The organism is Sphaerisporangium sp. NPDC051011 (assembly GCF_040653595.1).
In the GTDB taxonomy this organism is placed as follows: Bacteria; Actinomycetota; Actinomycetes; order Streptosporangiales; family Streptosporangiaceae; genus Sphaerisporangium.
This window is the reverse complement of the sequence record NZ_JBFAGG010000002.1, coordinates 662,816-686,939: the sequence shown is the minus strand read 5'-3', so window position 1 is coordinate 686,939 and position 24,124 is coordinate 662,816. Positions and strand designations below refer to the sequence as shown.

The 24,124-nt window shown below is 71.0% G+C and carries 20 protein-coding genes; 8 read left to right on the top strand and 12 right to left on the bottom strand.

Features of this window, described 5'->3' with window-relative positions; translation table 11 throughout:
• Positions 1-4 precede the first annotated feature (4 nt).
• The 6 genes from AB0H21_RS07245 to AB0H21_RS07220 all read right to left on the bottom strand — a co-directional run bounded on the left by AB0H21_RS07245 (position 5) and on the right by AB0H21_RS07220 (position 8,246).
• On the bottom strand, positions 5-916 hold the full coding sequence (locus tag AB0H21_RS07245; RefSeq protein WP_358512982.1) for an ABC transporter permease: 912 nt from the start codon (positions 914-916) through the stop codon (positions 5-7).
• On the bottom strand, positions 913-2,049 hold the full coding sequence (locus AB0H21_RS07240) for an ABC transporter permease (protein WP_358512980.1): 1,137 nt from the start codon (positions 2,047-2,049) through the stop codon (positions 913-915). Before AB0H21_RS07240 ends, AB0H21_RS07245 begins: the two co-directional genes overlap by 4 nt.
• Before the next feature lie 3 nt (positions 2,050-2,052).
• Positions 2,053-3,834 carry an ABC transporter substrate-binding protein gene (locus AB0H21_RS07235; RefSeq protein WP_358512978.1) on the bottom strand — a complete coding sequence of 594 codons (1,782 nt, stop codon included), beginning with the start codon at positions 3,832-3,834 and terminating at the stop codon, positions 2,053-2,055.
• Positions 3,835-4,147: 313 nt separating this feature from the next.
• A complete protein-coding gene (locus tag AB0H21_RS07230; RefSeq protein ID WP_358512976.1) occupies positions 4,148-4,954 on the bottom strand; it encodes an SAM-dependent methyltransferase in 807 nt (268 codons plus the stop codon).
• Between the two features lie 263 nt (positions 4,955-5,217).
• Entirely contained in the window at positions 5,218-6,933 is a 1,716-nt protein-coding gene (gene lysS / locus AB0H21_RS07225; RefSeq protein ID WP_358513048.1) for a lysine--tRNA ligase, read from the bottom strand.
• Positions 6,934-7,292: 359 nt separating this feature from the next.
• The gene (locus AB0H21_RS07220; RefSeq protein ID WP_358512974.1) at positions 7,293-8,246 is read right to left on the bottom strand and encodes an SDR family oxidoreductase; all 954 of its coding nucleotides are present in this window, start codon (positions 8,244-8,246) and stop codon (positions 7,293-7,295) included.
• A 199-nt stretch (positions 8,247-8,445) separates the two neighbouring features.
• On the opposite strand from AB0H21_RS07220, the gene AB0H21_RS07215 reads away from it, so the two are divergent.
• Positions 8,446-9,093, top strand: coding sequence for a DUF6461 domain-containing protein (locus tag AB0H21_RS07215; protein WP_358512972.1), 648 nt, complete (start codon positions 8,446-8,448; stop codon positions 9,091-9,093).
• Between the two features lie 127 nt (positions 9,094-9,220).
• Here the strand turns inward: AB0H21_RS07215 and AB0H21_RS07210 are convergent, their stop codons facing one another.
• Entirely contained in the window at positions 9,221-9,703 is a 483-nt protein-coding gene (locus AB0H21_RS07210; RefSeq protein WP_358512970.1) for a hypothetical protein, read from the bottom strand.
• 216 nt (positions 9,704-9,919) lie between these two features.
• Between AB0H21_RS07210 and AB0H21_RS07205 the strand changes: the two genes are divergently transcribed.
• The gene (locus AB0H21_RS07205) at positions 9,920-10,369 is read left to right on the top strand and encodes a Fur family transcriptional regulator (RefSeq protein WP_358512968.1); all 450 of its coding nucleotides are present in this window, start codon (positions 9,920-9,922) and stop codon (positions 10,367-10,369) included.
• Between the two features lie 39 nt (positions 10,370-10,408).
• Here AB0H21_RS07205 and AB0H21_RS07200 read toward each other — a convergent pair whose 3' ends face one another.
• The 4 genes from AB0H21_RS07200 to AB0H21_RS07185 all read right to left on the bottom strand — a co-directional run bounded on the left by AB0H21_RS07200 (position 10,409) and on the right by AB0H21_RS07185 (position 15,711).
• The gene (locus AB0H21_RS07200) at positions 10,409-11,221 is read right to left on the bottom strand and encodes a TetR family transcriptional regulator (protein ID WP_358512966.1); all 813 of its coding nucleotides are present in this window, start codon (positions 11,219-11,221) and stop codon (positions 10,409-10,411) included.
• Positions 11,222-11,351: 130 nt separating this feature from the next.
• Entirely contained in the window at positions 11,352-12,899 is a 1,548-nt protein-coding gene (locus AB0H21_RS07195; protein WP_358512964.1) for an ABC transporter substrate-binding protein, read from the bottom strand.
• Positions 12,900-13,012: 113 nt separating this feature from the next.
• Positions 13,013-14,866, bottom strand: a complete 1,854-nt coding sequence (gene asnB, locus AB0H21_RS07190; protein WP_358512962.1) for an asparagine synthase (glutamine-hydrolyzing) — start codon at positions 14,864-14,866, stop codon at positions 13,013-13,015.
• A gap of 218 nt (positions 14,867-15,084) precedes the next feature.
• The gene (locus AB0H21_RS07185; protein ID WP_358512960.1) at positions 15,085-15,711 is read right to left on the bottom strand and encodes a uridine kinase; all 627 of its coding nucleotides are present in this window, start codon (positions 15,709-15,711) and stop codon (positions 15,085-15,087) included.
• Between the two features lie 419 nt (positions 15,712-16,130).
• Here AB0H21_RS07185 and AB0H21_RS07180 point away from each other — a divergent pair, with 419 nt between their 5' ends.
• Positions 16,131-17,219 carry a lytic polysaccharide monooxygenase gene (locus AB0H21_RS07180; protein ID WP_358512958.1) on the top strand — a complete coding sequence of 363 codons (1,089 nt, stop codon included), beginning with the start codon at positions 16,131-16,133 and terminating at the stop codon, positions 17,217-17,219.
• Between the two features lie 133 nt (positions 17,220-17,352).
• Positions 17,353-19,656 (top strand): sialidase family protein, encoded by a 2,304-nt coding sequence (locus AB0H21_RS07175; protein ID WP_358512956.1) that lies wholly within the window; start codon positions 17,353-17,355, stop codon positions 19,654-19,656.
• A 232-nt stretch (positions 19,657-19,888) separates the two neighbouring features.
• On the opposite strand, the gene AB0H21_RS07170 is transcribed toward AB0H21_RS07175, so the two are convergent.
• A complete protein-coding gene (locus tag AB0H21_RS07170; protein ID WP_358512954.1) occupies positions 19,889-21,109 on the bottom strand; it encodes an esterase-like activity of phytase family protein in 1,221 nt (406 codons plus the stop codon).
• Positions 21,110-21,346: 237 nt separating this feature from the next.
• On the opposite strand from AB0H21_RS07170, the gene AB0H21_RS07165 reads away from it, so the two are divergent.
• The 4 genes from AB0H21_RS07165 to AB0H21_RS07150 all read left to right on the top strand — a co-directional run bounded on the left by AB0H21_RS07165 (position 21,347) and on the right by AB0H21_RS07150 (position 24,038).
• Entirely contained in the window at positions 21,347-21,754 is a 408-nt protein-coding gene (locus tag AB0H21_RS07165; RefSeq protein ID WP_358512952.1) for a hypothetical protein, read from the top strand.
• A 121-nt stretch (positions 21,755-21,875) separates the two neighbouring features.
• The gene (locus tag AB0H21_RS07160; RefSeq protein WP_358512950.1) at positions 21,876-22,460 is read left to right on the top strand and encodes a carbonic anhydrase; all 585 of its coding nucleotides are present in this window, start codon (positions 21,876-21,878) and stop codon (positions 22,458-22,460) included.
• Between the two features lie 140 nt (positions 22,461-22,600).
• Positions 22,601-23,005: a metalloregulator ArsR/SmtB family transcription factor gene (locus AB0H21_RS07155; RefSeq protein ID WP_358512948.1), complete on the top strand. Its 405-nt coding sequence runs from the start codon at positions 22,601-22,603 to the stop codon at positions 23,003-23,005.
• The gene (locus AB0H21_RS07150; protein ID WP_358512946.1) at positions 22,998-24,038 is read left to right on the top strand and encodes a cation diffusion facilitator family transporter; all 1,041 of its coding nucleotides are present in this window, start codon (positions 22,998-23,000) and stop codon (positions 24,036-24,038) included. Before AB0H21_RS07155 ends, AB0H21_RS07150 begins: the two co-directional genes overlap by 8 nt.
• Positions 24,039-24,124 lie beyond the last annotated feature (86 nt).

Here is a 24,124-nt window from a genome sequence, read left to right as displayed (position 1 = left end):
CGGGTTACTCCTCACGCAGCCGTGGGTTGAAGATCTCGTCCATCGCGTCCACGACGAGGACGATGCCGAGGGTCAGCAGCAGGATGGCCAGCAGCGGCGCCAGCAGGTACGGCAGCGCGGCCGCGCTGGTCAGCGCGCCGCCGCCGAAGACGGCCAGGTTCAGCATCACGCCCCAGTTGTTGGAGTCGAAGGGCAGGACGCCGAGGAAGAACAGGCCGACCTGGGCGTAGATCGCGCCGGTCACGGCGATCAGCATGTTCATCGCGATGTACGGCGCCATGCCCGGCAGCAGCTCGCGCAGGATGATGTGCCGGGTGGGCAGGCCGAGCCCCCGGGCGGCCTCGATGAAACCGCGCTCACGCAGCGACAGCGTCTGCGAGCGGACGGCCCGCGCGATGCCGCCCCAGCCGAGCAGGCCGAGGACCAGACCCATCTCCAGCGGGCCCTCGAACTTCCAGACCGTCGACAGCACCAGCAGCAGCGGAAGCCCCGGGATGGTGAGCTGAAGGTCGGTGAAGCGCATGAGCACGGTGTCCCAGCGTCCCCTATGGAACCCGGCGAGCAGCCCGAGCGCCGTGCCCACCGCGACCGTGATGACCGCCGTGGCCAGGCCGGTGAGGATGACGTACCGGGACCCGGTGACGACCAGCGCGAGGACGTCGGTGCCCTCGAAGTCGGTGCCGAAGGGGTGGGCCAGGCTCGGCGCGGCGTACAGGGCGTTGTCGTCGCGCGGGAGGTGGGCCGGGTACAGCATCGGGCCGAACACGGCCATCAGCGCGAACAGGGCGATGATGGCCACCCCGGCGATGCGGCTCGGCTTACGGCGCAGCACGCGGGCCACGCCCCGCCAGAAGTTGCGGCGCAGGGTGGCGCGGGCGCTTCCCTGGCCTCCGGGGAGCATCGCGGTGACGGTCATGCCGCGCCTCCCGTCCGCACGCGCGGGTCGATCACGGCGTACAGCAGGTCGGCCGCGATGTTGGCGACGATGACCGCGACCGTGGTCACCAGGAAGGTGCCGCCCATGAGCGCGTAGTCGCGGGCGCCGATGCTGTTGACGAGCAGGAGCCCGAGCCCGGGATAGTTGAAGATCCGCTCGATGAAGATGGCGCCACCGAACAGCATGCCCAGCGACAACGCGAGGATCGTGAACAGCGGCAGGATCGCGTTGCGGGCGATGTACCGGAACAGCACCCAGCGCGACATCCCGCGCAGCTCGGCGGCGAGGATGAAGTCATCGCCGAGGACCGTCGCCACGCTGGACTTCATCGCCAGCACCCAGCCGCCGTAGCTGGCCAGGGCGTACGTCAGCACGGGCAGCGTGGCGTGCTGGATCAGCGAGGCCAGGTACGGACCGTTCAAACCGGGCGTGAACTCGACGTCCACCGGCCCGCCGGCCGGGAGGATCGGCCACAGCGTCGTGAAGATCGCCAGGACCAGCAGGCCGAGCACGTACTGCGGCACGCCGTGCAGCAGCGAGCCGGAGATCGCCAGCGCGTCGCCCAGCTTGCCCGACCGCTTGATGCCCGCGTAGACGCCGAGCGTCACCCCGAGCAGGAAGCTCAGCAGCGTGCCGCCGAGCACGGGAAGGATGGTCCACGAGGCGGCGTGCCCGATCAGCGTGGTGACCTCGGCGCCGGGCGTGCTGAGCGACTGGCCGAGGTCCAGGTGCAGCAGCGCCTTCATGTAGTCGACGTACTGCTGCCACAGCGAGCCCGTGGGCAGGAAACCGTACAGGGCGGCGGTCGCGCGCTGCGCCTGGTCCGGGGACATGCCGCGCTCGATCAGCTTCTCGTACTGGCCGAGGACCGGATTTCCGGGGATGTTGCGGATGATCACGAAGCTGATCGTGGTGACCACCCAGATCATGGCGAGCCCGCGCACCAGATGGCCCGCGAAGCGCCGCCGGACCGCGCGGCCCGCGGCCTTCCTGCCGGCCGGGTCGGGGGCGATCGGCGTGTCCGCCGTGCCCGCCGCGCCGGTCGAGCCTGCATGGCCCGTTCTGTCCCCCTGGTCCGCCCGGGAGGCGTCACGGGTCGCGAAAAGCTTCATAGGTTACTTCTTCTCGATCATGCCGAGCTGCATCCACACGCCCGCGGGCAGCCGCAGCGCCTCGCTGCCGGCCGGAGGCCAGCCGGTGTAGCGGGTCGTGTTGACGAACTGGGTGTTGACGTAGTCGTAGAGCTGGATCACCGGGAGCTGCTGGTTCGTCAGCCCCGCGAGCGTGCCGACGATGCGCTGCTGCTCGTCCGGCATGGCCAGGTTCAGGCGGTTGGTGAGCTCGCCGGGGTTCACCCCGCCGACGACCTCGGGGCCGCCCATCCAGTTGCCGTCCTTGCCGGGCGGCGAGTGGCGCAGCCGCCCCGCGAGCAGCGACCAGCCGTTGGCCGAGCCGTAGAGGCGCTGGAAGATGTTGTACGGCGACGGGCCGAGCGCCATCAGCCAGAACCCGATGTCGAGCTTGCCCGACGCCAGCTCGTCCAGGTAGAGCGTGTAGTCGGCCGAGGTGGTCACGGTCGCGTCGATGCCGTGGTCGTTGAGCTGGCTCGCGATCGACTTGGCCGCCGCCACCCAGTCGGAGAACTCGGCGGGCACGGTGAGGCGCACCTTCCAGGGCTTGCCGTCCGGCATCGCCCACAGGCCGTTCCTCTTGACCATGCCGGCCGCCTTCAGCTCCTTCGTGGCCTTGGCCGGGTCCATCTTGTACGGGTTCAGCTTCGCGAGCCCGTCGCCGAGCCACGCCTTGGCCGCGGTGCCGTGGATGCCGGTGGTCGTGACGGACGGCGTGCCCGCCTCGGGCGAGGCGATCTTGGTGAGCTGGGCGCGGTCGATCAGGTAGGCCAGCGCGCGGCGGACGTGCACGTTGTCGTACGGCTTGTGCGCCTGGTTGAACGCCAGCGACGCCGCCACCGGGGAGTAGCCCTTGCGGATCTCGTTGCCCTTGGTGGCCTTGATGCGGGCCATGACGGCGGCCGGCACGGCGGTGAACGGCGCGTTGTCCAGCTTGCCGGAGACCAGGTAGTTCCAGATCTGCTCGTTGCCGGTGTAGTTGAGCACCTTCACCTTGTCGGGCACGATCTTGTGGGCGTCGTAGAAGTGGGGATTCTTCTTCAGCAGCGCGGCCCCGGGGTTGATCCGCTCCAGCACGAACGGGCCCGCCGAGACGTCCTCCGGCGGCGAGAAGCCGATGACCTTCTGCGACAGGCCGGTGATCTGGGCCTTGGCCTTGTCGGCGGCCGGGCCGGTGCCCCGGGCGGCCTTGAGCGTGGCCCAGAAGCCGGCGGGCAGCAGCGGGCCGTAGACGTGGTCGGGCACGATGACCGTCGACAGGACGTTCCTGAGGAACGCGTTGCTGCGGTTGGCGCCCTGGGTGATCTTGACGGTCTTGGCGTCGACCACCGTGATGTCGGCCGCGGCCCCGGCGGCGCCCGCGTTCACGGTGTACGCGCTGCCGCCCTGTGTGTAGGCGAGGCCGATCGACGTGCGGACGTCCGCGCTGGTCACGGGCTTGCCGTCCGACCAGCGGGCCTGCGGGCGCAGGTGGATGACGACCTCTCCCTGGCCGGGCGTGACCGACCAGCTTCCGGCGAGGCCGGGGTAGAACAGGTCAGGGTTCATCAGATCGTTCTTGGGCCAGCCCAGCGACATCGCGTCGTAGCCCATGAACGTGCTGCCCTGCGGGTTGAAGGGGTTGATCGGCGCGCTGGCGTCGATCTGCTTCGAACCGTCGATCGTCGTGTATATGCCTCCAGGCCCGCTGGAGGAGTTCCCCGTGGTGCCGCAGGCGGTGGCTGTCGCGACCACCGCCAGGGCGGCGATCGCTGTGAGTCGCTTCATCAAAAGTGCTCCAGGTCCCCGATTGCCAGGACCATACGGGCGCCAGGACAGGGTGGTCAATTTTTTCGTTCACACAGCTTAGCATGAAGCTATCTTTTATCTAGTCCTCTACCTGCGACGATGCCCTCGGACGGCGGGCGACGGCGGGCGACGGCGGGCATGGCGGCACCGAGACGGGAGCCGCGCGTGACATCGGCCACACCGGCCGTGACGGGTCGAGGCGTGCCCTGAAGCCCGTGCGCATGCCCGGGGACGCGAAAAGGCCCCGGCCGGAGACCGGGGCCCGTCGAGAATGTACGGGGAGCCGGAGGGGTCAGACCGCGCGGCCGAGGCCGCCGACCGCGCCCGCCTCACCTGGCCTGACGAGCGAGAGATGCACGTCCGGACGCCAGTCCTGGAGCTCCACGACGCCGGGCTCGATCATCTCCAGGCCGTCGAAGAAGGCGCGCACCTGCTCGGCCGACCGGGACTTCGTCCCCGGCACGGTCGTCCGGCTGAACACCTGGTGGCCCTGGCGCTCCTTCTCGGGGCTCAGGGCGCGGACCGAGCCGTGGGAGATCACCAGGTGGCCACCGGGCCCGAGCGCGCCCTTCATGGCCGTGACGATGCGCGCGGCCTCGTCGTCGTCCGGGACGAAGTGCAGCACGCCGACCAGCAGGATCGCCACGGGTCGCGAGAAGTCCAGGTGGGAGCGGATCTCCTTGTGGCCGAGCAGGGCCTCCGGGTCGCGCATGTCGGCGCCCACGGCGACCACGCGCTCGTTCTCGGCCAGCAGTGCGCGGGCGTGCGACAGGACGATGGGGTCGTTGTCGACGTAGACGATGCGGGAGTCGGGGGCGAGCTCCTGGGCGACCTGGTGGACGTTGCGCTGCGTCGGCAGCCCGGCACCGATGTCCAGGAACTGGCGGATGCCCAGGCGGCTGAGGTACGTCACGGCGCGGACGAGGAACTCGCGGTTCTCGCGGGCGATGTCGCGGATGTTCGGGAGGATCTCGATGATCTTCTCGGCCGCCTCGCGGTCGGACGCGAAGTTGTCCTTGCCACCGAGGTAGTAGTCGTACATTCTCGCGACGCTCGGCGTGAACGGATCGACTCCCGCTGGTGCCTTCGGCTCGCTCACGCCACTCCTCGCACGATGACTTAGTACATCAAGGATCTTAGGGGATTCGGCGGTGGATGCGGATTTCCGACCCCAAACCCGGGATATGTGACGACCGATGGGCGAGACACGACAGAGCGCCCAGTCGCTCCTCGGAGAGGGGGACGGCGTGTGAAAAGCCGGGCATGACCCGCGGTGATTCCGAGCACCATACGAGGGAAATCGGGATAAGAGACGAAAGGACCGCCCCGGGAACGTCCCGGAACGGCCCCTCGCGGGCGAACTCAGCCGCCGAGCAGCTCGCGCACGCGGTCGGCGCCGGCCGCCAGCAGCAGCGTCGGCAGGCGCGGGCCGGTGTCCCGCCCGACCAGCAGCGTGTAGAGCAGCGCGAAGAACTCGCGCTGCGCGACCTTGAGCTCGGGCGTCGGCTTGGCGTCGGGCGTGAGCCCGGCCTGGACCTTCGGCACGCCGTACACCAGCGTCGTCAGTCCGTCCAGCGACCAGTGCTCGTCCAGGCCGTCCAGCAGCAGGCGCAGCGACTCGCGCTCGCGGTCGCCGAGGGACGCCAGCAGCGCGACGTCCGGCTCCTCGCGCACGCGGGTGCGCTGCTCGGCGGGGACCTGCGTGGTGACCCACCGCTCGGCGCGGTCGAGCCGGGGCCGGGTCTCGTCCAGGGACGTGATCGGGTGCTCCGGGTCGAGATCGCGCAGGATGCGCAGCGTCTGCTCGGTGTGGCCGGTGGTCACGTCGACGATCGAGGCCAGCGTGCGGTAGGGCAGCGGCCTCGGCGTCGTGGGCAGCGGGCCCGCGGCGGTGGCCGCCGCCCGGCCGTACGCGGACAGGTCGGCCGGCAGGGCCGTGCCCTCGTCGACCTTGCGCCGCAGCGTGTCCCACTCGTCGTAGGTGCGCTGGATCTCCTGGTCGAAGGCGATCTTGAACGACTGGTTCGGCTTGCGCCGCGCGTACAGCCAGCGCAGCAGCGGCGCCTCCATGATGGCCAGGGCGTCGGCCGGGGTCGGCACGGCGCCCTTGGAGCTGCTCATCTTGGCCATGCCGCTGATGCCGACGAACGCGTACATCGGCCCGATCGGCTGCTCGGCGCCGAAGATCTCCTTGACGATGTGCCCGCCGACGACGAAGGACGACCCCGGCGAGCTGTGGTCGACGCCGGAGGGCTCGAACACCACGCCCTCGTACGCCCAGCGCATCGGCCAGTCGACCTTCCACACCAGCTTGCCCCGGTCGAACTCCGAGAGCCGGACGGTCTCGGAGTGGCCGCACACGCAGGTGTAGGACAGCTCGGTGGTCTCGTCGTCGTAGGAGGTGACCGTGGTCATGTCGCGGTCGCACACCGAGCAGTACGGCTTGTACGGGAAGTAGCCCGCCGCGGCCGTCCCGTCGTCCTCGCTCGCCGCGCCGGAGCCCTCGGCCGCCGCCTCGGCCGCGGCGGCGTCGGCCTCGTCCAGCCCCTGTTGGGGGGCCTTCTTGGCCTGCTTGCCCTTGGTGCGGTAGCGGTCGAGGATCGCGTCGATGCGCGCGCGCTCGCGCATGGCGAGCAAGATCTGCGAGCGGTAGGCACCCGAGGTGTACTGCGCGGTCTGGCTGATGCCGCGGTACTCGACGCCGAGTTCGGCCAACGCGGCGATCATCGGCGCCTTGAAGTGCTCGGCCCAGTTCGGGTACTCGCTGCCGGGCGGGGCGGGCACGGAGCTCAGCGGCTTGCCGATGTGCTCCGACCACGAGGAGTCGACCCCGGCGGGCACCTTGCGGAACCGGTCGAAATCATCCCACGAGATGATGTGCACGACCTCGTGGCCCCGGCGGCGGATCTCGTCGGCGACCAGGTGAGGCGTCATGACCTCGCGCAGGTTGCCGAGGTGGATCGGGCCCGACGGGCTGAGGCCCGACGCGCAGACGATCGGTTTGCCGGGAGCGCGGCGCTCCGCCTCGGCAATGACCTCGTCCGCGAATCGTGAGACCCAATCGGCCTCAGGGCTCATAGCCACGATGGGCACATCCTTCCTAGAGAGCGTCTCTGATTGGCTTAGCGATCCTGTGTGTTACACAGAATCAAGGCACAACGAGCTGCCCAGTATTCACCAATCGTCTTCGTGCCCTGGTGCCGGCAACTGGAGCGCCGGCCCGTCGAGCACGTCCCTCCGGACGCTGACCGGTCAGGCGTGCACGGCCTGACCGGGGAGGGTGCCCGACGTCGCCTGGGCGCCGGGCGTGCCGGTAACAGCATGCCACGACCTAACTACGATTCGCTAATCGAATCAGAAAGCCTGTCGCCTCTATTGTCCCGGACCGCCGCAGTGGACCGTGCACCCGCGCCGGACACGCCGACGTCCCGGGCGCCTCAGGCGGCGACGGAGCCGGGGGCGTAAGAGACGCCGGTGAGGGTCTCGGCCGTCTGCCACAGGCGCGCGGCCACGGCGTCGTCGTGCGCCCGGCGCGGCATCTTGGCCAGGCCCGGCCTGCCGACAATGCCGAACAGCCCGCGCGGCCCGTAGTACTGGCCGCCGCGCACGTCCGGGCCGGTGGCCGCGAGGATCGTGGCGAGCGCGCCCTCGGCGGGCGCCATGTTCATGCCGAAGCGCTCGCCGAGCCTGTTGGCGCCCGGCCCCCGGTTCGTGTCCCGCCCGAGGTTCGGGCCGCTGGCCTGCAGGTTCGTCCTGGTGGAGCCGGGGTGGGAGGCGATGCTGGTCACTCCCCACCCTTCGCGCGCGCTCCGCCGCTCCAGTTCCAGGGCGAACAGCAGGTTGGCCAGCTTGGACTGCGCGTACGCCCGCGTGGGACGGTAGTGCCGGTCGCCGTTCAGGTCCCCGAAATCGATCTTGCCGATGTTGGCCAGGGCGCTGCTGACGTGCACGACCCGGGACGACCCGGCCTTGACCAGCAGCGGGAGCAGCCTGCCGGTGAGCGCGAAGTGGCCGAGGTAGTTGGTCGCGAACTGCAGCTCGAAGCCGTCGGGGGTCGCGGTGCGCCCGGGCACGGCCATGACGCCCGCGTTGTTGACGAGAATGTCGATCGGCCGCCCGCCGTCGATCATCGCCTGGGCGAAGGCGGCGACCGCGTCGAGGCTGGAGACGTCGAGCCGCTCGGCCGTGACCTCGCCCTTCGGCCCTCCGGCGCGGATGTCCGCCACCGCGTTCGCGCCCTTGGCGAGGTCTCGCACGGCGAGCACGACGTCGGCACCCGCGAGGGCGAGGCGGCGGGCCGTCTCCAGCCCGATGCCGCTGTTCGCGCCGGTGACCACGGCCAGCTTCCCCGCCTGGCCCGGAACTTCGATGTCGTACGAAGCGCTGCCCATCTTGGCTCCTCGTCAGCATAAAAGACCATTGGTCCGCTATATCCGTCAAGCTATCAGACCGATGGCCTCTTACCAAGCACCCGGTACCCCTCCAAGGACCTGAGGCCCCGCCGGACCGGACTCGGCGAGTGGCGGATTTCTGTCGGTGCGGGCTGGCAAGATCATGCCGCAGGGCCGAAACCGTCGAAGGGATCGCGCGATGGCCGACGCGACGGCAGCCGATTACGCATGGTTCGAAGAGAAATACGGCGACAGCTTATGGACGTCCGGTTTCTGCCTGACGTTCGTCCGCGACCTCACCCCGGAGGACGCCTTCCGCCGCCTCGCGGTGGCGGGCCGGCCCGCGGACGACCCCGGGAAGACGTCGGACGCCCACCCGATCACCGCGTACGCCGCGATCGGCGGCGCCGTCCTGCTGGAGGACGAAGGCCGCGCGGGCACCCTGGCCGAGGTCACCCGGCGCCTCTCGGCGGGCACGGTGACGGCGACCGTGTACCTCGACGCCGAGGACGGGCCGCAGTTCCTCTTCGCCGCCGACGGCCACCTCGTCACCGGGTTCGAGCCCGGCCTCCCGGACGGACGCTGGGGCCCGTCCCCCGACCGGCTCCTCCCCCAGATGCGCGCCGTGGGCCTGCCCACCGGCCACGACGCCGCCGATCCTCCTGGTCAGGGCATGTCCGTCGGCACAACGGCTGACATGGACGACGACGGCACGGCGACCGGCGCGGGCCCGGACACCGCCGTCCTCGCCGCGATGGCCCTCGCCGAGCGCGTCACGGGCGTGCGGCCGACCTGGCGTCACCTCGCGCGGCCCGCCCTCGCAGGCTCGGCCGCGCACCTCTACTGAGCGACGGTTCCAGGCCTCCCCTGGGCCAAGCCCCCCGGCCACCAAACCCTCACCATCGGGCCACATCGACCGGCCACGAGCCCTCGTCAGCACGTCCCGGGGCCGCGTCAGGCGTCCCAGAGCGCTGTCAGGGGGTCTCGGCGATCTCGATCAGCGCGATGCCGGCGAAGGCCGCCGCCAGGACCTCGTTCCACGAACGGCCGGAGGCGGCGAGCAGGTCCACGATCAGCAGCGGCGCGTGCCGCGCGACCTCCGCGCCGTCCAGGGTGAACCCCTCGGCCTCGGACTGGTGCAGGCCCAGCGCCCCGGCCACCAGGATCACCACGACATCGGCCTCGACGCCGGGGAACCACGTCGCCGACCGCACGGAATGCGCGACAAGATTCCGCACGTCGTCCGCCGTCAGCCCGTCGGGGTGCAGTTCTTCGAGCAGAGACCGCACCACCGCGCCCAGCACGTTGCCGACCTGCTCGGAGTCGAGCGCGGCGAGCCGTGCCGCCTCGATCGGGAACGCCTCGGCGTCACGAGACCGGGCGGCCTCGACCGCGCCGGTCGCGGCCTCGGCGATGGCCCGCGCGGGCTTGGGCAGGTGACGCCAGGTAACGCTCATGGCCTCGTTCTCCGGGTGCGGCGACGGGACGACGGACGCCAGCATGCCACGCCCGCGCCGCCGCCACGCCCGCCACGACACACGGCCCGCGCCGCCTTCGCGACCGGGCCCGCGCCGTTCAACCAGGGAACGTGGAGCAACCCCTACGCGTTGGTAGTGTTCATAAACGCGGCGGTGTTCGCGGCCGGTGATCGTCACGATGTGGGAGGGCTCAGCATGACGTCACAATCGGCCCAGACCACGCCCAAGCTCGACCGTCCCCCGACCCGGGGCACCCGGGTCAGGGGAACCCGGCAGGCTGAGGCGCTGGTGTCGGTGCTGGGCACGTTGTCCGGGTTCCACAGCGCTCAGGAGATCCACGCCGAGCTGCGCCGCCAAGGCGAGCAGGTCGGCCTGACCACCGTCTACCGGCATCTTCAGGTGCTGAGCGAGAACGACATGGTCGACGCGATCCGCGACGAGAGCGGGGAGACGCTGTACCGCCGCTGCGCGACCGGCCGCCATCACCACCACGTGACCTGCCGCTCGTGCGGGCGCAGCGTCGAGGTCGAGGGCAAGGCCGTCGAGCGGTGGGCCGACCGCGTCGCGGCCGAGGCCGGTTTCGTCGACGTCGACCACACGGTGGAGATCTTCGGCGTCTGCCCCGACTGCGCCCCAACCGGCTGACCGGCCGCCGGCGAGCTACGGTCCGAGTGGCGGGCCTGGTCAGTAGGCGCGCATTCCCCCGCGCTCGGCGGCCCGGACTGTGAGGCCGGTGATGTAGGTGGTCAGACCGTCACGGAGGTTGGTCGGGAAGGCCTCCTCGGCCGGGGGAAGCCCCAGCTCAGCGGCGACGCGCGCGACGGCCTCCGTGGGGTGCGCGTAGGGCCACAGCCCGGACAACACGATGATCACCGCTCCCGCGAAGTGCTCGGCGACGGCGCCCTCCAGGGCGGGCAGGTGGCGGCCGACCAGTTCGCCCAGGCGGCGGACGTTCCCCATCGCCCGTTCCTTGAACCGGCGGGCGAAGTCGACCGATATCTTCCGCTCCAGCACGCCCGCCATGGCGCTGAGCAGTTCGCACAGCATCGGACGCGCGATGAGCGTATCGGCCACGGCACGCGCCACGGCCTCCTCCCGCGCGTACGGCCCCGCGCCGGCCGTCGCCTGAGCCGCGGTGCCCCCCGTCGCGGCGGCCTCGCTTCCCCCTGCTTCGGTTCCCGCGGTTTCCGACCCCGCTGACTCCGTACCCGCGGATTCGGTTTTGACGGACTCGGTTCCGGCGGCGAGGGCGGCGTCCAGGGCGTCGAGCCATTCCTGCCACAGCTCGTCGAGGATCTCCAGGAAGATCGCCTCGCGGCTCTCGAAGTAGCGGAGCACGTTCGACTTGGCCAGCCCGACCCGGCTCGCGAGCTCGTTCAGGCTCAGCTCCGCCAGTGGCCGCTGGCGGAGCATCTCCCGCGCCATCGCCAGGATGACCCCCTTGCGGATCTCGACCTGCTCGGGACGGCGTGCGCGCTGGAAGTCGGCGTGGATCACCCTGCCACGTTAGCAAACCAGTGGTCTGTTCAGCCGGTCCCGGACGGACGCCGGCCCGCTTCGCCGCAGCTCACACCGGACGTCCAGCAATAAGAGACCGCCCGGTCGCTTGTTAGAGGAGCTGTGAGCGTCAGAGCCGGACGGAGGTGACGTCCAGGGAGCCGAACAGGGTCGAGTGGACGTTGGAGAGCCGGTCCGAGTACCCGGCCACGTTGCGGTAGAAGAAGAGCGGGACGGCCGGCAGGTCGCGGACGAGGATCTTCTCGGCGCGGCGGTAGAGCGCGCCGGCCTTGGACGGCGACGGGGTGCGGTCGGCGGCGGCCAGCAGGGCGTCGAATCCCTTGTCGCTGTAGCCGGTGTGGTTACTGGAGTCCTCGGTGCGGTAGGTCGCCAGGACGTCGGACACGTGAGGGCTGTCCAGGAGCCACGCCCAGCGGTACGCGCCCTGGAGCGTGCCCTGCTCGGCCCGGCTCAGCAGGTCCGCGAAGGTCGGCACGCTCGCGGCCACCACTTTCACCTGCCCGCCCAGCGCCTTGGTGGCGGCCGTGGCGGCGAGCTTGGCCCACCGGGAGTGCTGCGCGTCCCCGTTGTAGTAGATGGTGAAGGTCTTGGGCGGGACGAACCCCGCGGCGCGGGCCCTGGCCAGGGCGGCGCGCGCGCCGGCCGGGTCGTACGCGCAGGCCTCGCCGCACGTCCCGCGCCGGGCGCCGAGGGAGGGCGGCGGTACGAAGGAGTCGGCGGGCACGCGGCTCGCGCCGAACTCCTTGCCGATGGTCTCGCGCGGGATCGCCATGGAGATGGCCCGGCGGAAGTCGGCGTTCCCGGAGATCTTGGGCTGCCTCATGGGGAAGTTGAGCACATGGATGCCGCCGGACGGCGTGTTCACGACGCGCCCGCCGAGCCCGGTGGCGCGCGGGATGTCCGGCGCGAAGTCGACCTGGCCGTCCAGCAGCGCCTTGTACGCGGCGTCCCAGTCGGCGTAGGTGCGGTAGACGATCCGGCCGACGGCGGGCAGGGCGGGGCCGCCGTAGTCGTCGTACCGCTCGACGGTGACGTCCTCGCCGGTGCGGGAGACGAAGCGGTACGGCCCGTTGCCGATCGGGGACTTGTGGTACTCGGAGCGGCTGGTGAAGAAGGAGTCGGGCAGCGGCGCGAACGCCAGCCGTCCGAGCATGGGGACGAACCCCCCGAACGGCTCGTTCAGCGTGATCGTGAACGCGTGGTCGTCGATCACCTTCAGGCCGGAGAGCACCCCCGAACGCGCGGGCTTCTGGAAGCCGGCGATGTGCTGGAAGTAGTAGGAGCCGTTCGCGCTCTCGCGGGCGCCGTGGCTCCAGGCCTTGACGAAGTTGCGGGCCTTCACCTCGGTGCCGTCGTGGAAACGCCAGCCCTTCTTCAGCCGTACGGTGAAGACCTTGTTGTCCTTGGTGGTGATCGAGGACGCGACGGCGTACCGGGTGGCGGCCCTGCCGGGAAGGTACTCGACGAGGCCGGTGAACATCGCGCCGAGCGCCTCGCCGCCGCACGCCTCGTCCAGCTCGGCCGGTTCCATGGTGCCCGGCGGGCAGGCGGCGACCGTGATCTCGTCGCCCTCGGCGGCGGACGCCCCGGGGGCGAAGGCGGCCAGGGCGAGCAGGGACGCGGTGGCGGCCACGGTGGCGCGTCGCGTAGCGGGCATTCTCGACCTCCACGAAGGCGGGAAAGATCACCCTAGTGGAGACGCCGTCCCCCTGCCCGCGAACGCCGTACCCGGAGCGCCAAGCCGACGCCGCGCCCTCCAGGTCCCCGGCCCTACAGGCTGACCCGCGCCCGGTAGCGTTCGAGCCAGCCGTTGAACTGCAGGAACCCCTCCAGCGCGGCGCGCACGTCGTGGCGGCTCACCGCGTCCTGCGGCAGGTCCAGCAGGGCGCGCACCTTGGCGATGTCCACCAGCGGCTCCGCGGCGACGTGCCCGGACAGGACCCGGGCGGCCCGCTCGCGCAGGGCCTTCTCGTACCCGGGGTCCTGTGTCGAGGGGTACGGGCTCTTGCGCCGTTCCAGCACCGACCGCGGCAGCAGGTCGCCGGTCGCCGCGCGCAGCAGGCTCTTCTCCCGCCCGTCGAAGGTCTTCAGCGACCACGGTGCGTTGAACACGTATTCGACGAGCCGGTGGTCGCAGAACGGGACGCGGACCTCCAGGCCGGTGGCCATGCTCATGCGGTCCTTGCGGTCCAGCAGGATCTGCACGAACCGGGTGAGGTGCAGGTAGCTGATCTCCCGCATGCGCGCCTCCAGCCCGGTCTCCCCGGGCAGGCGCGGCACCTCGTCCAGCGCCTGGCGGTAGCGCGCCGCGCGGTAGCCGGGGATGTCCAGCTTGTCGGCGAGGTCCTCGTTGAGGACCTTTTCCAGGGCGGTGAACTGCGTGCCGTGCAAGGCCAGCCACGGGAAGGTGCCGGAGTTGACGGCCTCGGGGTCGTGGAACCACTTGTACCCGCCGAACACCTCGTCGGCCGACTCTCCGGACAGCGCGACGGTCGAGTGGCCGCGGATGGCCTTGAACAGCAGGTAGAGCGAGGTGTCCATGTCGCCGATGCCGGTGGGCATGTCGCGGGCCCGCAGGACGCCCGAGCGCACGGCCGGGTCCATGAGGTCGCTGGAGTCCAGGACGATGTCGGTGTGCTCGACGCCGAGGCTCCTGAGGTGGCCGACGAGGTCGTGGACGAACGGCGTGTCGGGTGTGTCGCGCATCTCATCAGGGCTGAAGTGCTCGGTGTAGCCGACGAAGTCGACCGAGAACGAGCGCAGCTTGCCCTCTCCGTGCTCGTGCAGGGCCTTGGCGGCGAGCGCGGTGACCGCGCTGGAGTCGAGCCCGCCGGACAGCAGCGTGCACAGCGGCACGTCGGAGATCAGCTGACGTTCGACGATGTCATCGAGCAGTCCCCTCACGGTGCGGACGGTCGCGTGCACGTCGTCGGTGTGCTCGTGCGATTCGAGCTGCCAGTACCGCTCCTTGGCGATGCCGTGGCGGTTCACGACGACGACGGAGCCGGGGCGCACCTCGTACATACCCTGGTAGATCGCGCATTCCGGGGTCTTGACGAACGAGATCAGCTCGCGCATGCCCTCGGCGTCGACGACCGGATGGCACAGGGGGTTCGCCAGGATGGCCTTGGGCTCGGAGCCGAACAGCACGCCGCACGGGGTCGGGTAGTAGTACAGGGGCTTGATGCCGAGGCGGTCCCGGACGAGCAGGAGTTCCTCGGTGCGGGTGTCCCAGATGCCAAGGGCGTACATGCCGTTGAGGCGGGTGGCGAAGCCGATGCCCCATTCCATGTAGGCGCGCAGGACGACCTCGGTGTCGCTGCGGGTGCGGAATCGATGGCCCTTCGCGGCCAGCTCGGAGCGCAGTTCGAGGAAGTTGTAGACCTCGCCGCTGTAGGTCAGGACGGCCTCGACCTCCTCGTCCTCCTCGGCGATCATCGGCTGGCGGCCGCCCTCGAGGTCGATGATCGCCAGGCGCCGGTGCCCCACGGCACCGTGCGGGGAGATCCACATGCCTTCGTCGTCCGGCCCCCGGCATGCCATCTGCTCGGTCATGTCGTGAAGCGTGTCCCTCGACTCCTGGAGATCTCTGCCGTAGTCCACCCATCCGCAGATTCCGCACATCTCGACGACCCCACGTCCCGTCGGAAGAAAAGCGTCTTACCAGGTCAAACAGCCACGGAGGTATCGGGTATGCCCACCGGCGCGCCAAGAGCACCCCCTGCGCGGCCCCCGGCTCGGTAGGGACGGACGAGGCCGGGACGGACGAGCGAGATCGGGACGGGACGGACAAGACGGGCGGGCGAGATCGGGGCCGCACCAACGCGCGGGCGGGGTCGCCGTCAGCGCTCGATGATCGCCGGGTGCCGGGGGTCGTCCACGCGGACGACCACGTCGGCGAGGTCCCGCGGCGCGGCCTCGTCCTCGTACCGGGCGTAGGCGGGCAGGGTCCAGCGCTGCTCCTCGGGCGTGCGCCTGGCCAGCGCGCCCGGCGAGAGCCACAGGTGGACGGTGAGGTCGAACGCCAGCCAGCGCCCGAGCATGAGCGCGCCGTCCATGATCAGAACGGTTCCGGGCGGGACGGTGACGTACGGGGCGCGGGTGGCGCGGTCGATCGCGCTGTCCCACAGGGTCGGGATGACCTTGCCCGAGCCGCCCGGCTCCAGCGGGTCGAGCACCTCGCGGGCGAGCGCGCCGACGTCGAGCCAGCCGTCGTAGAAGGCGTCGGGGTCGGTGCGGCCGTACTCGAAGCGCAGCGAGGCCGGGCGCAGGAAGTCGGAGGCGGAGACGCGCATGACCTCGCGGCCGCGCAGGCGCAGCGGGCCGATCAGCGCGTTCCCGAGGTCCCCCGGACGGGCCGGCGGCGCGCCGTCCAGGGCCACCCGCACGCGGGCCGGGGCGGGCGTCGCGGCGATGCGGTCGGCGAGCTCCTCGACCAGCGCGCCGGGCGAGATGGGGCGTACGTGCACCTCCCCATCCTGGCCGATCATCGGCCCGCGCCGTTCCCCGCCGGCCCCTCCGCGCGTGGGTCCCGGACGATGACACCAAGACCGGCGACGCGAAACTTTCACGACATTTCATGAAACTATCACCGTCCGCAACCCCGTCCCGCGTCCCTCACCTGCGGCGAAGCCCGCGCCCCCGCCCCCGCCCCGGCCGCCCGCCCCGACGCCGATTCACACCACAACGACGTCGACCTAGAGTGCGAGACGCGTGAGCGCTTTCGCATGACGGCTCCTGCCCCACGGCGGCGACCTGTTACCTCAGCAGGCCCCCGGTGACTCATTGACGTGCCTAGGCGTCCGTGCTCGGAGACGCGGCGGACGCGGCGCCGCCATGCGTCCCCGCGTCCCCGGGGTCCTGCGTCGTGACCTCCGAAAGGTGTTCCATGAGAAAGCGACGAAAGATCGGCTTCACGGGCGCGGCGACCATGCTCGCCGCCCTGCTCCTCGTCGTGCTGCTGCCCGGCCAGGCGTCGGCGCACGGCGCCATGATGATCCCCGGCGGCCGTACCTATCTGTGCTGGAAGGACGGCCTGACCCAGTCGGGCGAGATCCGGCCCAACAACCCGGCCTGCGCGGCGGCGGTGGCGCAGAACGGCCCGAACTCCCTCTACAACTGGTTCGCCGTCCTGCGCTCGGACGGCGGCGGCCGTGTGGACGGGTTCATCCCGGACGGGAAGCTGTGCAGCGGCGGCGCGGTCGTGTACGACTTCAGCGGCTTCGACCTCGCCCGCAACGACTGGCCGCTGACCCACCTGACCGCCGGGCGGAACATCCAGTTCCGGTACAACAAGTGGGCCGCGCACCCGGGCGCGTTCCGCACCTACATCACCAAGGACAGCTGGAGCCCGACCCGCCCGCTGGCCTGGAGCGACCTGGAGAGCACGCCGTTCTACACCGCCCAGGACCCGCCGAGCGTCGGCAACCCCGGCAGCGCGGACTCGTACTACTACTGGAACGCGACCCTGCCCTCCGGCAAGAGCGGCCGGCACCTCATCTACTCGGTGTGGCAGCGTTCCGACAGCCAGGAGACCTTCTACAACTGCTCGGACGTCGTCTTCGACGGCGGCAACGGCGAAGTGACGGGGGTCGGCCCCGGCGGCGGTGGCCCCGGCCCGACGCCCACGCCCACCCCGACCGTGACGCCCACGCCGACGCCGACCCCCACGGGCGGCACCGGCGGGTGCTCGGCGACGTTCAAGACGGCCAGCACCTGGTCGGGCGGCTACCAGGCCGAGGTGACGGTCACGAACAACGGCAGCGCGGCCCTCAACGGCTGGACGACCGCCTGGACGCTGCAGTCCGGCACCACGATCAACAGCTTGTGGAACGGCGTCCATACGGTGAGCGGCAGCAACATCACCGTCAAGAACGCCGACTACAACCGGACCATCCCGGGAGGCGGCACCACGACCTTCGGATACGTGGCCGCCGGCACTCCCGGAACGCCCACCCTCACCTGTACGAGCCCTTAACGGCTCCCTCAAAACGGCACTGAGACGGCGCCGCCCGCGCGGGCGGCGCCGTCGCCGGGGCGCGGGTGAACAACCGGTTAATGCCCGGCCGGACCACGCGCGCCTGGACCGGGAGTCGTGTTGGCTTCTGTCCATGAACCCCGCCCCCGCCGCGCGCCCCTCCCGGTCATGGCCCGACGCCGACGTCGTGGGAACGGCGGTCGGCAGGCCCGTCACCGTGTACAGATCGGTCGACACGACCACCGGCGGCGAGCTGGCGCACGAGGGGAACCGCGTCCCCGACATCGTGGCGCTCGACGCGCGCACGCTGGTCGTCGGCTGGCGCGCGGGCGTCCGGGACAGCCGCGACCCCTCCCCCACCGACCAGGGCTCCATCCTTTTCGCGCGCTCCACGGACGGCGGCGCCACCTGGACGTCCGGCACGCTGGCCGCGGCGACGTCCACCCACCGCTACCACTTCGTGATCTTCCTGAACGACGCCGGGACGCTGTACGCGCTGCTCGGCCGGATCACCATCGCCGACGACCGCGACGCGCAGGGCGAGGTCGACGGCTTTCCCGTGCAGATGGTCGCCAAGCGCAGCACGGACGCGGGCCGGACGTGGGCGGACTTCCCGATCACGGTCCAGGTGCCGGGCAACAAGCGGGGCGTCGTGGTCGCGGGCAAGCCGCTGAGGCACGAAGGGGTGTGGCTGCTGCCGTTCTGGCGCGAGGCGGGCGGCCAGACCCGCGCGGGCGTGCTGCGCTCGACGGACCTGGTCACCTGGACGCCGGGCGGGCTGGCGGCGAACCCTCCCGACATCGGCATCGAGGAGCCGCAGGTCATCGCCTCGCACGACGAGCCCGGCACGCTGATCATGATGGCGCGCACGCTCGACAAGCGGGGCGGCACCTCGCCCGCGCAGCGGGACGCGTACTACCGCACCCACGCGGTGCAGGCGGCCACGTGCACGAGCCGGGACGGCGGCCTGACCTGGTCCCCGATGGCGCTGGACCCGGACATCCCGAACTACTACGTCAAGGGGTTCCTCACCCGGGACGCCGGCGGCCGGTACCTCACGATCTACAACACCCTCGCCGGCCCGTTCACGGGGCCGGGCGCGAGCAAGCCGGACCAGTACCGCGAGGTCCTCTGCTACAAGATCAAGCGCCCGCGCGCGCCCTGGGGCCCCGGCCGGCTCTTCGCCGACGGCGCCCGCCTCACCACCGGCGCCGCCCGCGGCTGGGACGTGTACGCCAGCGCCGACGAGTACGCGCCGGGCCGCTTCCTCGTCGTCTGGGAGCACAACCAGACCGACATCATGGTCGCGCCGCTCGACATCACCACGTCGTTCACCGGCGTCGGCGGCGGCTTCGGCGACCTGTCGGCGTGGACGGTCGCGCCCGGCGGCGGCACGGCGGCCCTCGACTCCGGCCGCCTCCACCTGGCCAACGCCGAGGCCGGGACCACGACCGGCTTCTCGGGCGTCACCCAGATGTACGGCCCGGCGAGCGGATTCGTCGCGTCGATCCGGGGGCGCGTCGTCTCCCATTCCCGGCTGACCCCCGCCACGGGCGCGGGCGCGGGGCTCGCGCTGAAGGTCGCCACGGGTTCCAAGAGGCTGATGCTCGCGCTCCAGGCCGACGGGGTGTACTCGTTCGTCCAGGGGACCTCTGGCTGGAGCCGCGTGCACGCCGTCCAGATCGACACCTCCGCGTCCCACACGTGGCAGGTCGCGGTCGGCGCGCGCGGCGACGCCGTCCTATACCGCGACGGCGCCGAGACGGGGGCGCGGTGGGTCGTCGCCGACTCGCGGGAGACGCCCCGCGTGTCGGTGTGGTGCTCGGGCACGGCCGCCGCGCCGTCGGAGGCGCTGGTGGACGCGGTGGAGGTCGTGGACAACGTCGCGAGCAGCGCTTGGGACGCCTCGGGCGACTGGACGCTGGACGGGGCCGGGGGCTCCGCAGAGGTCGCGGACGGCATGCTGCGCCTGCGCAGCACCGGGCGCAGGGCGTCCAGCGCGTCGATCGGCCTGGACGTCGCCGACGGCTGTGACTTCACGCTGGAGTTCCGCGGGCGGGTGGACGACGACAGCGCGCTGAACCCCGCGGGCGGGGAGGGCGTCAGCCTGGGTACCAAGGTGTCCAACGGCTACCGGCGGCTCATGCTGACGGTCCAGAAGAACGGGGTGTGGACGATGCGCAAGGGTTCGGACGTGTGGGAGAGGGTCCACGCCTCGAACACGGCCGCCGCGCCGTCCACCTGGCGGGTCACGGTGGGGTCCTCGGGCGTGGCCAGGCTCTACCGCGACGGCGCCGACACCGGGGCGACCTGGGTGATCCAGGACAGCCGAGAGAGGCCGCAGGTGACGCACTGGGTGACGGGAACGGCGGGCGGCAACGCGGCACAGGCCCGCGTCGAGTGGACCCGGGTCACCGCGACGCCGCCTGGGGCCTGAGCCGGGGAACCCCTGCCCCGCCTGGGCCGGGACTCACCGGCCGGCGCCTGTGCCGGGGACCCGGCGGGCCGGCACCTTGTGGGTGCGTCCGGCCCGGCCGGGTGGTCTGCCGGTCGCGACCCGCGTGGACGGGAGTCGTGACCTCAGTGGCCTCAGTGACCGGCCTCAGTGACCGGCCTCAGGGACCTCAGGTGGCCTCCGTGACCTCAGTACCTCAGTGGCCTGAGTGGCCTCAGTGGTCTTCGCGACCGGAGAGGTCGGCGTCGAGGTCGCGGGTCAGCCGGATGGTGATGAACTCGTTGTTGTCCGGCTTGCCCGGAGTGCGGCCGGCGGAGAACGGGAAGTTGTTGTCGTTCAGCAGGGCGAGGGTGCGGTCGTCGAGGATCACGATGTCCTCGATCGTCTGGAACGGGAAGCGGAAGGTCGGGCCGAAGCCGCCGAGGCCGCGCGGGTTGGCCAGGTCGAGCAGGTCGGCGACCTGCGTCTTGTCGACCTTGCCGTCCTTGTCGCGGTCGCGGAAGTCGACCATGAAGACCTTCTTGAACTTGGCGGCGTCGCCCTGCCCGTTGTCCCGCTCGATGACGAGGAAGCGGTTGCGGTCGACCGTGATGAAGTCGCCGATGGCGTTGGCCGGGTCCTCGAGCTGGTATGCCCAGCGCTTGCCGGTGTAGGCGCGCTTGCGGACGTCGAACTCGTAGATGCGCAGCGTGCCCGCGGGGTCGCCGGCGACGGTGCCCTCCAGCATCGGGTACAGGGTGCGGCCGTCGGCGGAGCGCGCCATGCCCTCGAAGCCCTTGCTGCTGCCCAGGTTCGGCTGGCCGCCGTTCAGGTACGGGTTCTCCGGGGCCTTGACGCCGGGCAGCGAGATCGGGGCCTCCAGCAGCACGCCCTTGGACGAGAAGTGCAGCAGGAACGGACCGAACTCCTCGCCGATCCAGTACGTGCCGTCGTCGGCGCCGACGATCGACTCGACGTCGAAGTCGGAGCCGGTGAGCTTGCGGTCCGCGCGGGTGAGCGCGAAGGGGACGCGGCCGTTGGGGTCGGTCAGGTTGATGCCACCGACCACGCGGACCTTGCCGGTGCGGAAGTCCGGCGCGAGTTGGTGGATGCGCAGCAGGAAGTCACCGCTGTTGGCCTTGTTGCCGTAGCCGTTGTCGGACAGCACGTCGTAGGTGCCGTCCTTGCGGCGCAGCACGCCGCTGAAGCCCTGGACGGGCTGGCCAGGAAGGGGCGGGGTGATGCCGTTGATCGGGGCGGTGCCGATCTTGAAGCCCGAGGGCTCGCTTCCGGGCACGTAGGTCTCGGCGGGGAGGGAGGCGAAGCCGGTCAGCGTCGCGCGGCCGAACGTGTCGCCGCCGTGACCGCGGCCGTCGTTCCCGTGGTCGGCGAAGGCAGGAGCGGACATGCTCAGCGCCATCGCGACGGCGCCCAGCCCGATCATGGTTTTTCTCATGGCCGACACGCTAGAGACGCCTGGTGACGGCGAGCACAACACAGGATGACCCCGTGGTGCCGCGTCGAGATCGGAAAGCCACATTGACGGAAAGATCGGACATGCGGGATTTCTCTACCGCCGATCTCCCAAAACCATAGCGCGACCAGCACCTTTGCCAAACAGCCAATGTACGTGACACGACCCTTCGACTACTATTCGTAATCAACTGCATGCTATAAGTAGTGGAGCGATGCGTTGACGGAGACACGAACGGCGATGACGGCGGTCCTCCGCGCCTTCCCGGCCGTGGCCACCGCCCTGCTGCTCGTCCTCGGCATCGTCCCCATCGGCCACCCCCCCTTCCCGACGCCCCAGGCCGTCGCGTCCGCGTTCGCCGCGGGGCAACCTGAGGCGGCCCCCGTACCGGCCCCCGCGCCCATTCCCGAGGACAACCACGACGGGTGCCCGAAGCCCTGGGAACAGCCCTGCTCGGCCGGTTGCTTCAAACCTCCCCCGCCGCCGTCACGCAACGGCGGACCCCCACCGCAGAGATCGAGGCCCGTCGAGGAGACGGCGCGTCTGGCGGGGATGTCCGGAGCGGGCGCCTCCGCCCTGCGGTGGGCGCGGCCGACAGGGCCGCGGCTGCCCGTCTTCCGCTGCTGATTCAGAGGGATCTCCCGCGCCGTGACGCGGGGATCGGACACGCCCGAAGGCGGTCCGATCGGTCATCCATCCCCCGTCTCGATCAACGGGGGCCCGATCATCAGCACGAAGGAGTCCTTCCATGCAGTCGTTGATCGACCATGCCCGCACGTTCCACCAGAAGGTCAGCGGAGGGCGAGAACAGGCGGCGACCCTCGAAGAAGGCATCTCGCCGCAGGCGATGTTCATCACCTGCTCCGACGCGCAGGTAATCCCGTCCCTGATCACCGGGGCGCGGCCCGGCGAGCTGTTCGAGCTGCGCACGGCGGGGAACATCATCCCGCCCTACCGGCTCGGCCGCCTCACGGCCGAGGCCGCCACCATCGAGTACGCCGTCAACATCCTCGGCGTGCAGGACCTGATCGTCTGCGGTCACACCCGCTGCGGCGCCGTCCAGGGCAGGGTCCGCTCGTGGACGCTGCGCTCGGCGCCCACCACCCGCTGGTGGCTGCTGCAGACGCACCGCTGGCGCGAGGCGCGCGTCGACGAGAGCGAGGAGCCCGGCCGGGCCCACCTCATCGCGCAGCTCGACAAGCTCCACCGCTACCCGCGGGTGGCGCGGCGCGTAGCGAGCGGCCGTCTGCGCCTGCACGGCTGGTTCTACGAGGTGGACACCGGCGTCGTGTCCAACTACCGCCGTGACACGGGGGTGTTCACGCCCTTGTAGGGGGTCGGCAGGGCGCCCCGCCAGGACAGGCCGTGCCGTGCCGTGGGAGGCGGTGCGGCACGGCCGTTCCGTCCGGTTTCATCCAGCGGCGCGGCTTTCCGGTCTCGACAAGCGACGCGCCGGTTCTTACACTTCAATATATGAAAGATCGTTCAACCGTCGTAGTGATGGACCCCGACGCCTGCACGACGCCCGTCGTCGACGCCGAACGCGTCTCGTCCGTCCGCCAGGCCCTCCCCTCCGAGGAGACGGTGCAGGACCTGGCCCAGGTGTTCGGTCTGCTCGCCGACCCCGGCCGGCTGCGCATGATGGCCGCCCTTCTGGAGGGCGGCGAGATGTGCGTGTGCGACCTCGCCGCGGCCACCGGCCAGAGCATGTCCGGCGCCTCGCACGCGCTGCGGCTGCTGCGCATGCGCCGCGTGGTCAAGGTGCGCAGGTCGGGGCGCATGGCGTACTACCAGCTCGCCGACTCCCACGTGCGCATGCTGTTCGACCTGGCGATCACCCATGCGCGGCACACGGAGGGGGAGCCCGGCGATGGCTGACAGGGCCGCCCGGCGGCGCACCACGGAACCCGCGGCGGCCCAGGGGCACGGACACGGGCACGGCGGGCACGGGCATGGGCACGGTCACGGGTTCGGCGCCGACACCGACCGGCGTTACCTGAGCGGCGCGCTCGCGCTCATCGTCGCCTTCATGGTCGTCGAGGTGGTCATCGGCTTCGTCTCGGGCTCGCTGGCGCTGATCACCGACGCCGGCCACATGCTGACCGACGCGATCTCCATCGTGTTCGCGCTGGTCGCGATGCGCATCGCCCAGCGTCCCCCGCAGGGCGGCTTCACCTACGGGCTCAAACGCGCCGAGATCGTGTCCGCGCAGATCAACGGCATCACGCTGCTGCTGCTGAGCGCCTATTTCGTGTACGAGGGTATCGTCAGGCTCATCGCGCCGCCGCGCGTCGAGGGCGCGTACGTCGTCTTCACGGGCCTGGCCGGCATCGCCGTGAACGTGGCCGCGACGCTGCTGCTGAGCCGGGCGAACCGCTCCAGCCTCAACGTCGAGGGCGCCTTCCAGCACATCCTCAACGACCTGTACGCGTTCATCGCCACCACCGTCGCGGGCCTGGTGATCTGGACGACCGGCTGGGCTCGGGCCGACGCCGTCGCCGCCCTGGTGGTCGCCGCGCTGATGCTGAAGGCGGGCTGGGGGCTGGTGCGCGAGTCGGGACGGGTCTTCATGGAGGCCGCTCCGGCGGGGATGAACCCGGCCGAGATCGGCAGGAAGGCGGCGGCGCTGGAGCACGTCGTGGAGGTCCACGACCTGCACATCTGGGAGGTCACCTCCGGCTACGCCGCGCTGTCGGCGCACATCCTGGTCGAGCCGGGGGCCGACTGCCACGGCGTGCGGGTGGCCGCCGAGCGGCTGGTCCACGACCAGTACGGCATCGGCCACACGGCGCTCCAGGTGGACCACGCGACGCCCGAGCTGCTCACCATCGGCCGCGACCGCGCCCACTGCGCCGACCCCCACGGGCCCACGCACCACGGCGGCTTCACCACGCCGGCGGACGGCACCTGACGTACTGCGTGACCATCAGCGAAATGGCGGGTGGAACCGACCCGCCATGTTGGCAGATTTCTCCTTCCGCGATGAAATAGTGGACA